The organism is Pseudoxanthomonas japonensis, assembly GCF_010093445.1.
Taxonomy (GTDB): domain Bacteria; phylum Pseudomonadota; class Gammaproteobacteria; order Xanthomonadales; family Xanthomonadaceae; genus Pseudoxanthomonas_A; species Pseudoxanthomonas_A japonensis.
In genome coordinates, this window is the sequence record NZ_PDWW01000023.1 from 1 (window position 1) to 11,847 (window position 11,847).

The window sequence follows — 11,847 nt, forward strand, 5'->3', positions numbered from 1 at the left end:
GGTGGGTGGGAGGCGCCTTCGGTGGCTGGGCCTCGCCGGGATGGACGCAGGATGCGCGCCGGCAAGGCATTCGGCCAATTTATCTGTTGAATTTCAGATATATGGAATTCAATATGACTGCATGCGCTACGACCTCAACCTGTTGCCCGTCTTCCTGGCACTCATGGACGAACGCAGCGTGACCCGTGCCGCCGCACGGCTGGGCATCACCCAGCCCGCACTGTCGAATGCGCTGGTGCGGCTGCGCGAGATGCTGCAGGACCCGTTGTTCATCCGTGAGCGCTACGGGATGCAGCCGACGCAGAAGGCGGTGGAACTGGCGCCGGCCATCGCCGCCGCGCTGTCGCAGGTGGATGCGCTGGTGCTGGGCCAGCGGCAGTTCGATCCGGCGAAGGAGGAGCGTCTGTTTACGCTGGCGCCAAACAGCTACGTGGAGTACGTGCTGGTGCCGGCGATCGCGGCGCGGCTGCGGGAACGTGCGCCGGGCATCCGGCTGCGACTGACGCCTTACGGCACCGATCTGGCCGCGACCGGTGCGATATCCGGCGAGACCGCGATGGTGCTGGGTCGCATCGTCGATCCGCCCGAGAACCTGGTGGTGCAGCACCTGATGGATGACGGCCTGGCCTGTGTGGTGCGTGCCGATCACCCGGTGGTCAACAAGCGTCTTTCAAAGCCGCAATACGAGCAGTTGAAGCACGTCAACGTGCTGCCGCCCGGACGGCTGCGCGCCGGCTTGTTCCAGGCGCTTGAAAGACAAGGGTTGCGACGCGACGTGGTCGTGTCGGTTTCGCACTTCCTGTCGGTCCCCGAACTGGTCGCTGCGACCGACTACTGCGCGACGTTGCCCCAGCTGATCTGTCGACGCCTGGCGCGCGATCCGCGTCTGAAGGTGCTGCCTACGCCGGTGGACCTGGGCACGTTCCCGCTGGAGATGGCATGGCACGTGCGCTACCGCCACGATCCGGCGCACCAGTGGCTGCGTGCGCTGGTCGCGGAGGCGGCGAAGGATGTCGCGCGGGGCGCGGCATCCCCTTGACCGGAAAGCCGGCGCCCGTGCAGGACGCCGGCCTCCGTCGATCGATCAGAACTTCCAGCCCACGCGGGCGTAGTAGAAGCCGCCGTTGAAGCCGTACGGCGAATGCACCGGATACGCCGCACCGGCGACCGACGCGCCCCACGGATTGTCGTCCGGGGTCTCGTCGAACAGGTTCTGCGCACCGACGTTGACGTACAGACCGGAGGGGAAGGTCCAGCCCACTTCGGCATCGACGATCAACTTGCTGTCCTCGTAGATCGGCAGGCCACCGTCTTCGATGGTGATCGCGCCGCTGTCCAGGTGATCCTCGTACCACGAGCCGTAGTAGCCCAGGCGCAGGTTGGCGTGGAAGACCTCGCGCTGGTGGTTGACGCTGAAGTAGCCCTTGGTCTTCGGCAGCGATTCCTCGATCTTGTAGACGCGGGCTTCGTTGATGAAGTTGGCGTCGTAGCGGTCCACTTCGGTCTTGTTCCAGTTCACCGCGAGCGAATACGTGGTCTTGCCGCCGAAGTGCGCCGTCTCCACGCTGGTCACCAGGTCGACGCCGGTGGTGGTGGTGTCGAAGGCGTTGCCGAAGTAGGTCACCGAACTGAGCGAGGCGGCTTCCGGATTGCCCGAGGCGACCAGGGCGTCGCGCTCGGCCGGCGTCAGCGCGAAGCTGGTGCTCAACGCAATGCGGTCTTCCACCTCGATGCGATAGCCGTCCACGGTCACCAGCCAGTCGCCGCTGCTCCATACCATGCCCAGCGACAGGTTCTTCGATTCCTCGGGCGTCAGGGCGCGTGCGCCCTTGAGGATCGCGATGGGGTTGGTCGGCGGCAGCGTCGCGATGTCCTCCAGCACGCTGCCGTTGAACGCCGTGCTGATCTGGCTGATGTTCGCCTGGCCGGGCGTGGGGGCGCGGAAGCCGGTGTTGTATGCGCCACGCAAGGCGAAGGTGTCGGACACGTCGAAACGCGCGGTCAGCTTGCCGTTGGTGGTGCTGCCGAAATCGTCGAAGTCTTCATGACGTACTGCGGCGGCCAGCAGCAACTGTTCGGTGAACTGCGCCTCCAGGTCCAGGTAGACCGCCCAGTTCTTGCGATCCCACTCGCCGGCCGTGCGCGGACTGAACCCGTTGAAGCCGTTCGAGCCCAGCGCGAAGCCCTGTTGCGTCAGCGGGCCGATCGCGGTGGAAGGACCGTCGCCGGCTTTCACCTCGAAACTTTCCTCGCGCCACTCCGCACCGGCCGACAGGCGCAGGGGCTGCGCGGTGAACGAGGTCTCGAAGTCGGTGCCGACGTCGAAATTCACGCCCTTCTCGGTCTGCGTGTTGCCGCCGGGACTGAAGCGCAGGCCTTCCGGCTGCGCCGCACCGAGCGATGCGTTGACCGTGTTGTAGATAGTGAAGTCGATGTCGTTGCGGCCGTAGGTCACGCTGGCATCCCAATGCCAGCCGTTGCCCCACGTGCCCTTGATGCCGCCGACCACCGACACGTCTTCCAGGCTGCCGCCGAAGCGTGGCGTGAAGCCGCCGGGCAGCGACGAGAGGAAGGTGAAGCAGTTCGACGGCAGCGCCGACACGGCCGAGCTGACCGTGCTGTACGGAATCAGGTTGCCGTTGGCATCGCGCAGCGCGATGGTCGGGCAGGTGCCGACGCCCGTGGTGTTGCCGATCAGCAGCGTTTCGCCGCCGTCGTTGGAATACACGCCCGAGCGCGCGGTGGGATCGCGGAAATAGAAGCCGCCATCGACGTCGCGCTTCGCGTAGTTGCCGAACAGGTAGAGGTCGACGCTCTCGCCGGTGATGCCAAGGTTGGCGACGAACTTGAGGTCGTCGTTCACCTCCGGCGAACCCCAGATCTGCGCCGGGACGGGCACGCCGGGATAACCGGCGGCGATCGCGGCCGCCGCATCGTCGCGCTGCACGCTGCGCGAGGTGGCATCGGCATTGCGCCATTCGGCAGTGAACGTGGCGTAGCCGTTCGCGGTCAACGGCAGGCCGATCTGCACCGAGTACTGGGTGGTGAAGCCGTCGCCTTCGTAGTACTGGCCGGCGAAGGCTTCGAACGCGCCACCTTCGCTGATCTTCTTCAGGCCGAAGTTGACCACGCCGGCGATGGCATCGGAACCGTACTGGGCCGCCGCGCCGTCACGCAGCACTTCCACCTGCTCCAGTGCCATCGACGGGAACACCGAAAGATCCGGGCCCTGGGAGCCATCGGACAGGCCATGGCCGAGGAAGGTGATGACGGCCGAGCGATGGAAGCGCTTGCCGTTGACCAGCACCAGTGTGTTGTCCGGCGGCAGGCCACGCAGGTTGGCGGGACGCACCAGGCTGGCGGCGTCGTCGATCGGAATGGTGCTGACGTTGAACGACGGCACGAGCACGCGCAGCTGGTCGAGTGCGTCGGTGGCGCCCTGGTTGCGGAATTCCTCGGCGCTGATGATGTCGATCGGCACGGCCGACGACGAGACGGTGCGGGGTTGGCCGCGACTGCCGAGGACCGACACCGTATCGAGCGTGGTCGCCTCCCCGGTTGACGGCGGGGTGGCCGGCTCGGCGGTCTGCGCGATGGCGGTGCCGCTGCCCGCCAGCGTGGCGGCGATCAAGGCCCATCTGACAGCGGACGCCAGCGGCGTCCTGGAAACACGTGCGTACGGCTGCTCTCTCTTGCCCATGCGATGCGCCCCTGAATAGTGCGTTGGAAGTGGTGGATCCCTCTCGTGTGCGGGATGCAACGAATGAAGCGTTGTCCCAGGCACATCGGTAACCGGCGTAACGCTGTTGCGCAACAGCATCGGGTTACTCGAATCACCTTAGGCGGCGGCGAAGTGTGCGAAGTGAGGTGGCGATCACATGGCGACGCGCGATGACGCGAAAGTAATCGACGTTATTTCCAGAACACCCGTGTCTCCATACGGTTTTTCGACGGCGCACTCGCGTGGTGCGCAAAGCATCATTCCTGTGCATGCACTGCTGAACGCGTGAACGAGGCGGATAAACGGATGCGGTCGCCGTGTTCGTACGGCGATGTGCGGCATGCCGTCTTCACGACGTACATCCGCGTGTCCGGTCGATGGTGTCGGCGCCGGAGCGGAACGAATTCCGCTCCGGATGCCGCGATCAGGCGCGCAGGTCGACCACCGGCATAAAGCCGCCATAGACCATGCGCTGGCCGTCGAACGGCATCGGCGTGTCGCCCTGATTGGCGGGGTCCATGCGCGGATCTTCCATCACCTTCCTGGTGCCGGCATCGCGCGACGCCTTGTCCGGCCATTCGATCCACGAGAAGGCGACGTTCTCGCTCTCCGTGGCCTGCACGGCGCGGAAGAAGTCGGTCTGCGTGCCGCGCGGCACGTCGTCGCCCCAGGCCTCGATGATGCGCGCCGCGCCGTACTCCATGAAGATCGCGTCGAACGTGGCGGCGAAGTCGGTGAACGCCCCCTTGCCGTCCGCGGGTGCGGCAAGGATGAAGCCGTCCACGTACGACGACGGCGCGCCTTCCGGCCCCAACGTCACCGTGGGGACGAAGCCGCCGTAGATCAGCCGCTTGCCGTCGAATGGCATCGGATTGACCTCCGGCGTCATCCGCGGGTCGTCCATCATCTTCTTCATGCCGACATCGCGCGTGGCCTTGTCGGGCCATTCGATCCAAGAGAACACCACGCTCTCATCCGCCTTCGCCTGCACGGTCCTGCGGAAATCGGTGACCTTGCCGTCGGATACGTCGTCCTCCCAGCATTCGACCACGCGCGTCGCGCCCTGCTCGATGAAGACGGGATCGCCGAGGTTGGCGTGGTCGATGAACTTCTGCTTGTTGGCGGTGGGCACGGCGGCCACGAAACCATCGATGTACGGCATGGAAACCTCCGGGGATGCGGCACCGGAATGGCGCCTTCCTGAACGCGACGAGCGGGCCGGGCCGATTTCGACATCCCGCCTCGCATCCCGTGCCCAACCTGCACGAGCGGGCGGAACAGTGGCGTGACGATCTCCGTGCGCGCCGGCGGAGGGAACGGCTCAGCGCTGCAGGCAGTTCCGGTAGCGCTCGTCCACGCGGGTGGCGAACCAGGCGGTGGTCAGTTCGCGGGTGATCTTGGGGCTTTCCAGCCGGATGCCGGGGATAACGGCGCGCGGCAACGGTTTTCCTGCACGCGCTTCGGCCAGGGCATAGACGCGTGCGTACAACTCGGTATCGCCGAAGTCGAGCCGGTTGCCGCGCTCCAGTGCATCGCGGATGGCGCGGTCGTCCATGCGCAACTCGGCCGCCAGCGTCCGCACCGCGCGCTCGGTCTGGCCAGGCCTGGCCAGTGGCGCCCCCGGAGTCAGCAGATCGCCATCGAGCGCGAGCGTGGCACCGGTCGCGATGCCGACTGCGCTCTGGAACGCCGCGTTGCGGCTGGCGTACCAGCCGGCGTTGTAATCGGCGAAGCGGTGCACCTTGCGGGTGTAGGGCGTGTCGTAGCCCAGCAGATGGGCGATGCCGAAGTACAGGCCACCGCGTCGGGTGAACACTTCGTCGCGGATGCTGCCGTCGACCGGATACGGATAGCCGGCGGCTTTCGATTCGGCGAACGGAATGCCGACCTGCATCGGGCCGCCGGTCTGCACCGGGTTGTAGTCCGCGAACAGGCGCTTGCCCAGCGGCACGCTGCCGATCATGTCCTGGTAGATGTCGCTGAGGTCGCGCTCGGTGCGCACCACGCGCAGGCGTTCCGAGTACGTGCGTCCGTCCGGTGAACGCAACGCCAGCGCGGCGTCGACGAGGAACGTCGGCACGTGCATGGCCGCGGCGCGACGGTCGATCTCGCCACGCGCGATCTTCGGCAGGTTGGCGACGGCAGGATTGGCGACGTAGCCCGACTCCTGTTCGGTGACGGCCAGCACCGCGCAGATGTTTTCGCTGTTCGGGGCGATGCGCTGTGCGGCGAACGCGGTTTCGATGTCGGCCGCCCAGCGTTCCCGGTCGGCCACGGTGGCCGGCATCCGTCGCACGATCTCGCTGCGGGTGTCGGCGGGCGGTCGGGTCGGCGCGGGTGGTGCGGTGACGCAGCCGGCGAGCAGCAGCGCGAGCCACGGTGCGATGTGGCGCAATGGACGACAGGTGGCAGGCAGGGTCATGCGCGCAGCATACGAAGCGCGCCGTCCGGATGCACCCGCGTGCAGCGCAGCGGTGGGCCGCCATGGATAATCGGGGCTCCCCCGACAGCCGCCGCCATGGACACTGCCCTCGACAATCCCTTCTGGTCGGCGCTGGATTCGATCCATCGCGAGGTCGCCGTGCGCTCCGGCGACTTGTCGCGCTACCCCGCGGCGTTCGCCCCGTTCCTGGGCGTCGCGTCCGTCGACACGGCGGCGGGGGACGCATTCGACCTGCTGGTCGCGCCCGGCGAATCCGTCTACCTGCTCGGCATCGCGCCGGTATTGCCCGCGGGTTGGCGGCTGCAGGCCTTCCGCCCGCTGGCGCAGATGGTGTGCGACGCGCCGTTGCCGATGGCCGACGGCCCCGACATCGTGCCGCTCGGCGATGCGCAGCGCGAGGACGTGCTGGCGCTGACCGCGCTGGTGTACCCGCATTACTTCCGCGCACGCACGATGGACCTGGGTCGCTATTTCGGCATCTACGAACAAGGCCGGCTCGCGGCGATGATCGGCGAGCGTCTGGGCAGCGCCGGCAGCCGCGAGATGAGCGCCATCTGCACGCATCCGGATTTCACCGGCCGTGGCTACGCACGGCATCTCACCGCATGGCTGACCAACGCGACGCTGGCGCGCGGCGTGCAGCCGTTCCTCCACGTCAGCCATGAGAATGCGCGCGCGAAAGCCCTGTACGAGCAACTCGGCTACCGGGTGCGGCGCGATATCGAGTTCTGGTCGCTCACGCGCGAAGCGCGCTAGCGCGTGCCGGCACGATGCAGCTTCGTGAAGCGGATTTGACACGCGGTGCCGCCGGCACGGGCTAAGGTCGCCGCTGGTTTTCATGGAGCGCGCGCATGATCGAGATCCTGGCGAGCCCGCCGCACGTCGCGGGGTACCGCTTTACCGATGAACTCACCGGCGCCGACTACGCCGCCTGCATCGCCGACCTCGAATCGCGGCTGGCGCGCTTCGAGCGCATCGCCGTGGTCAGCGACATCAGCGACCTGCATGGGCTGGCGCTGGACGTGATCGGCAAGGATCTGCGCTATGCGTTGTCCAGACGCGGCGAGTACGACCGCTTCGCGCGCGCTGCGGTGGTCACCGACAAGCGCTGGCTGGTGACGGTCACCGGACTGGCGGACAGGGTGATGCCGCGGACGGAAATGCGCACCTTCGCCCCCGAGGAACGGACCGTGGCCCTGACGTGGGCGACAAACCTGGAGCCGGCGCCGCCGACGTCCTGATCGCTCAGGGGAACAGCGCCGCGCTGAGCACCGCGAGCGTCATCCCCAGGCCCATGAAGGCCAGGCGATGCAGCAGCGAGAACGGGGCAGGTGCGCGGTGCATGGCGGTATCCAAACCTGAGTGGCGCGAACGCGCCGTGAAGCCCTGTTCTCCCTGGAACGCCTGTGTCGGGAGCGACCGGCCAGCCCTGCCGATGGACGGCGCGCAGCGTCGTTGCCTATAGTGGAGGCATCGGGGAGGGGCCTATGGAGCTGCAGGGACGCGGGGACGCCGTTGCACACGGCCGGAACGTCGCATGGACGAGGAGCAGGCATCGCGGATTCAAGGGCCTGCTGCTGGCGATGCTGTTGCCGGTGCTGTCCCAAGCGTCACCTTCCACGCCGCCCACCCTGATTACCCTCGCGGGAGGCGGTAGCCAGCTGGGCGATGGCGTGCCGGCGACGCAGGCCGCGCTCGGCCAGCCCGTCGACGTCGCCATCGATGGCCACGGCAACACCTACATCGCCGATCGCGGGCACGCGCGCGTGCGGAAAATTTCCGTCGACGGGACCATGACCACGGTCGCAGGCAATGGTTCGACGGCCTACAGCGGAGACGGCGGCGCCGCCACGGCGGCGGGCATGCAGCCCGTTGCGGTCGCCGTCGATGCGTCCGGCACCCTCTACATTGCCGACCACGCGGGTTCGCGCATACGCAAGGTCACCCAGAACGGCATCATCTCCACGATCGCGGGCACCGGTACGCGTGGATACAGCGGCGACGGTGGGCCAGGCGTCGCCGCGTCGCTGTACGATCCGGCGGACGTCGAGGTCGATGCGGCGGGCAACGTCTACATCGCAGACTTCGGCAACCATCGTATCCGCAGGCTCGCGCCGGGTGGCACGATCACCACCATCGCCGGCACGGGATCGGACAGCTTTGGTGGCATGGGCCTGCCTGCCACGCAGGCCGATGTGGGCTATCCGCAGGGCCTTGCCGTCTCGCCGCAGGGCGAGGTTTACGTCGTGAACGGCTTCGTCGTCAGCCGGATCGATAGCAGCGGGATCATGGTGATGGTTGCGGGTCAAGGGAGTATCAGTGGGGATCCGGCGGCCAACAGCAGCATGAGCGACGTCCGTGACGTCGCGGTCGATGGGCGCGGCAACGTCTATGTCTCGACCAGCCATACCATCCAGATGGTGACCCCGGAAGGCGGCATGCACCACGTGGCGGGCACGCAGGACACGCGTGATGGCCAGCGGAACACCGCCTATGGTTTCGGCGGCGACGGTGGGCCGGCCACCGGGGCATGGCTTTCCGGTCCGTCGGGCATCGCACTGGATGCCGCTGGCAACCTGCTGATCGCGGACCGCTATAACGCCCGCGTCCGTCGGCTCAGTCCGGTCCCGCATCCCGAGCCGCCTCCGGGGATCGGCGCCTTCCATGGCCAGGTCAACCGCTACAACAACTTCTACAAGGACATGGTGACCGGCGACTTCAATGGAGACGGTCGCGACGATGTCGCTTTTTCGACTGCCAAGGACGCAACGACGGAGTACAGCACCAGTATCCCGAGCCGGGTAGGCATCATGCTGCAGACGGCGCAGGGCACCTTGTCGCCGCCCGTCTACGTCGACTTCCCGGCCGTCGTCCGACCTTCCTCGGTCATGGATTTCCACGGAGGCGGCCTGGCGGTCGCCGACATGGATGGCGACCGCATCGTCGACATCCTGGTGGCGCAAGGGGATGGCATTGGACTGATCGCGGGATCGCGGTCCGGACAGTTCTGGCGGACGTCGTTCAGCGGTGCCCATGGCGTGCCCGCCGATCGGCTGCTGGTCATGGATGTCAATCGCGATGGGCGCAAGGATGTCGTCGCACGCAGCCTTGAGGCCCCCGGCAGCGCGCAGGTGGGAGTGAGCATCTACGTCGGCGGTGGTGCGCAGGCCGTCCGGAGGGATTTCATCGCGCTGCCACACCTCCCGTTCGGCAGCATGGCGGCAGGCGACTTCAACGGAGATGGATTGCCTGATCTCGTGCTCGCCTACACCTTCACGTTCACGAATACGAACACGGACGATGGCGGCGCCGCGCTGCTCCTTCAGGACGGCCGGTCCGGTTTCGAGCCCCCTGCGCTCTATCCCGCGCCTGGCACTGGAAAAGCCAATCTGGCGATCGGAGATCTGGATGGCGATGGCATGCTCGACATCGTCATCACGCGTAATCGCACGAGGACGAATGCGGACATCCTGGTCCTATACCAGCGCTTCGCCGGGCAGTTCCAGAGAATCCCGCTGGCGACGGCGCCGGAACCCGACAACCTGGTCATCGCCGACATCGACCGCGATGGGCGGCAGGACCTGATCGTCCTCCACGTCAACAATTCGTCGGTCGGCTACTTCCAGCAGCATCCTTCGCGGGGCCTGACCACCGAGGCGCGATACTCGGGTGGTGGCATGTACAACCATGCGTTCAATCCCGTCGCGGTCGGTGACGTCAACAGCGATGGTCACCTGGACCTGGTCCTGCGCGAGGGCAACAGTGGCGTCTACGTGCGACTCGGCACCGGACGCAAGATCGGACTGCGCGTGAATGGAGGTCAACCTTTGATGCCTTCCGGTGCTGGCGGCAGCATGCCGCTCGTGCCGTCGGTGGCGAATGTCGCAGCGCCGACCCGCGTGCCGCTGTTAACCGCCGACAATGCATCGACGGCCATTGATACCCGCGAGACGGGCGTCGTGTCGCGTGGCGCGAGCTGGGTGCGGGCCTGGCAGCCACAGGTCGCGATCCGGCGCATCCAGCAGGTCGTCCAGCCATGGACGGCGAGGGCGGCCGTCATCGCCCGCCGGTGGTTCGGCACGCCGCAGGAAGAGGCGCGCGTGTCCGCGCCCGTTCGGGCCGTCCGCGTATCGACCGCCTCCCTGCCTGTACGGGTAGTAGCGGCTGCAGCGCCGGCCACGGTCGCGTGCCCCCTGTTCGTCCGCCGTTCCATCGTCTGCGAGCGGCTGCGTTGATGTGCCGGGTCGCGCGGTGACGGTGTCAGGCGCGGAGCGGCTCCACCCTGCATCCGTCGCCATCGCAAGCGGGCGCATGTTCCGTCGGGTCCGCTGGTAGCGGCAGTCGCGAGGTGGCTTCCGCCTCATGCACCAGCGATGCGATCTGCGCGCCCAGCACCAGATCGCCGACCTGGCCGAAGTGCTGGTGGCGGATCCGGCCCTGTGCGTCGATCAGCACCAGCGTCGGTGTGCCGCGCATCGCGTAGGCCTCCATCGTCTGCGGAATCGGGCCGCGCGTGCCGGGCCGGTCCACGCCGACGGGGAAGCCAATGCGGTACTCGTGCAGGAACGCTTCCAGCGCGACCGGCGTCATCGCCGCGTGGTGCTCGAAGACGGTGTGCAGTCCGATGACGGCGACCTGGTCGCGCGGGAACGTGGCGTGCACGCGCGCCGCCTGGGGTAGGCCGTGCGCGACGCAGCCGGGGCAGAGCATCTGGAAAGCTTCCAGCACGACGACCTTGCCGCGCAGGGATTCGAGGGTGATGGCGTCAGGCGTGTTGAACCAGCGGTCCACCTGCAACGGTGGCGCCGGGCGATCAATGGCGTTCATCGGGATGTCTCGTGGGTTCGCGACCGGCCTGGTGCAGGCCGGCGCGAGGGAGAGGGATTACTTGTTCGGCTTGCCCGGCAGACTGAGGTTGCCGGAGGCGACCTTGAGCACGTCCGCCACGCACAGCAGCGGGGCATGCACGCTGGCGTTGACGCGCAGGCCGGCGGTGACGCCGTCGAAGCTGCCGGCGGTGACCACGCCGATGTCGTCGAACGGCACCTTCACTTCCACCGTCTCCGCATTGAGCGTCGGGCTCCAGCCGGGGCTGTCGAGCAGGATGGGGAAGCCCGGCCAGGTCTTCGGCAGGCGCGGCTTGCTGCCTTCCGGAATGTCTACCACGCCCAGCGCGCCCGGACCGCAGGCCTCGTTCGGCTGCAGCACGACCCAGTGGCTGTGCCAGAGGTCGCCATCGTTGTCGAGCTTGCCGTCGCCGTTCTCGTCGTACAGCGGCGTGTCGTCGAAGTCGGGATGCGCGGTGACCGCCATCGCGAGGATGCCGGCGCCCTTCTCGAAGCCGACCTCGTACGGGTCGATGGTGGTCGGCCACACGTAGGAGAACACATCGCTGCCGGCCAGCTTGCCGGTCGCCGCCGGCGTGGTCTTGCCGGCCTTGCCGGAGACGGCCATGTGGAAGGTGGCGATGTTCTTCTCGGTGGTGATCTTGGTGTGCACGATGTCGAAATCGGCCGTCACGGCTTTGTTGGCGGCTGACGCGATGCCGCCGGTGTGGGCCTTGCCGTCGTGGGCGTGCGCGCCGCCGATGGCCAGCGCGAGTGCGGCGGCCAACGCGAAACGTCGGGTGGTGTTCTGGCGCATAATTGAACTCCTCTTGCTTGCTCTCTCAGGGTGGGTGGGA

General features: G+C 67.2%; 9 protein-coding genes and 1 pseudogene. 4 read left to right on the top strand and 6 right to left on the bottom strand.

From position 1 onward, the window contains the following. Positions 1-121: 121 nt before the first annotated feature. Positions 122-1,039 (top strand): LysR family transcriptional regulator, encoded by a 918-nt coding sequence (locus CSC78_RS14515; protein ID WP_162338579.1) that lies wholly within the window; start codon positions 122-124, stop codon positions 1,037-1,039. Positions 1,040-1,084: 45 nt separating this feature from the next. On the opposite strand, the gene CSC78_RS14520 is transcribed toward CSC78_RS14515, so the two are convergent. The 4 genes and pseudogenes from CSC78_RS14520 to CSC78_RS14530 all read right to left on the bottom strand — a co-directional run bounded on the left by CSC78_RS14520 (position 1,085) and on the right by CSC78_RS14530 (position 6,143). Beyond that, positions 1,085-3,631 carry a TonB-dependent receptor plug domain-containing protein gene (locus tag CSC78_RS14520; protein ID WP_238391290.1) on the bottom strand — a complete coding sequence of 849 codons (2,547 nt, stop codon included), beginning with the start codon at positions 3,629-3,631 and terminating at the stop codon, positions 1,085-1,087. Positions 3,632-4,145: 514 nt separating this feature from the next. Next, positions 4,146-4,535, bottom strand: a complete 390-nt coding sequence (locus CSC78_RS18895) for a DUF1428 domain-containing protein (RefSeq protein WP_238391296.1) — start codon at positions 4,533-4,535, stop codon at positions 4,146-4,148. Then, positions 4,530-4,883, bottom strand: a pseudogene (locus CSC78_RS19095) (DUF1428 domain-containing protein); the annotation flags it as partial. The pseudogene CSC78_RS19095 and the gene CSC78_RS18895, both read right to left, overlap by 6 nt. Before the next feature lie 159 nt (positions 4,884-5,042). Beyond that, positions 5,043-6,143, bottom strand: a complete 1,101-nt coding sequence (locus CSC78_RS14530; protein WP_162338582.1) for a DUF1615 domain-containing protein — start codon at positions 6,141-6,143, stop codon at positions 5,043-5,045. Positions 6,144-6,239: 96 nt separating this feature from the next. Between CSC78_RS14530 and CSC78_RS14535 the strand changes: the two genes are divergently transcribed. The 3 genes from CSC78_RS14535 to CSC78_RS14545 all read left to right on the top strand — a co-directional run bounded on the left by CSC78_RS14535 (position 6,240) and on the right by CSC78_RS14545 (position 10,399). After that, positions 6,240-6,920, top strand: a complete 681-nt coding sequence (locus CSC78_RS14535; protein ID WP_162338583.1) for a GNAT family N-acetyltransferase — start codon at positions 6,240-6,242, stop codon at positions 6,918-6,920. 95 nt (positions 6,921-7,015) lie between these two features. Further along, on the top strand, positions 7,016-7,405 hold the full coding sequence (locus CSC78_RS14540; RefSeq protein WP_162338584.1) for a SpoIIAA family protein: 390 nt from the start codon (positions 7,016-7,018) through the stop codon (positions 7,403-7,405). A gap of 354 nt (positions 7,406-7,759) precedes the next feature. Then, positions 7,760-10,399: an NHL domain-containing protein gene (locus tag CSC78_RS14545; RefSeq protein ID WP_238391297.1), complete on the top strand. Its 2,640-nt coding sequence runs from the start codon at positions 7,760-7,762 to the stop codon at positions 10,397-10,399. Positions 10,400-10,424: 25 nt separating this feature from the next. Here the strand turns inward: CSC78_RS14545 and CSC78_RS14550 are convergent, their stop codons facing one another. Both CSC78_RS14550 and CSC78_RS14555 read right to left on the bottom strand, forming a co-directional pair. After that, the gene (locus CSC78_RS14550; RefSeq protein ID WP_162338586.1) at positions 10,425-10,991 is read right to left on the bottom strand and encodes a redoxin domain-containing protein; all 567 of its coding nucleotides are present in this window, start codon (positions 10,989-10,991) and stop codon (positions 10,425-10,427) included. A gap of 57 nt (positions 10,992-11,048) precedes the next feature. Further along, a complete protein-coding gene (locus CSC78_RS14555; RefSeq protein ID WP_162338587.1) occupies positions 11,049-11,807 on the bottom strand; it encodes a hypothetical protein in 759 nt (252 codons plus the stop codon). Positions 11,808-11,847 lie beyond the last annotated feature (40 nt).

Bases quoted from the DNA above. Each gene is read 5' to 3' on its own strand.
- CSC78_RS14515 (WP_162338579.1), top strand. From the start codon at position 122: ATGCGCTACGACCTCAACCTGTTGCCCGTCTTCCTGGCACTCATGGAC.
- CSC78_RS14530 (WP_162338582.1), bottom strand. From the start codon at position 6,143: ATGACCCTGCCTGCCACCTGTCGTCCATTGCGCCACATCGCACCGTGG.
- CSC78_RS14535 (WP_162338583.1), top strand. From the start codon at position 6,240: ATGGACACTGCCCTCGACAATCCCTTCTGGTCGGCGCTGGATTCGATC.
- CSC78_RS14540 (WP_162338584.1), top strand. From the start codon at position 7,016: ATGATCGAGATCCTGGCGAGCCCGCCGCACGTCGCGGGGTACCGCTTT.
- CSC78_RS14550 (WP_162338586.1), bottom strand. From the start codon at position 10,991: ATGAACGCCATTGATCGCCCGGCGCCACCGTTGCAGGTGGACCGCTGG.
- CSC78_RS14555 (WP_162338587.1), bottom strand. From the start codon at position 11,807: ATGCGCCAGAACACCACCCGACGTTTCGCGTTGGCCGCCGCACTCGCG.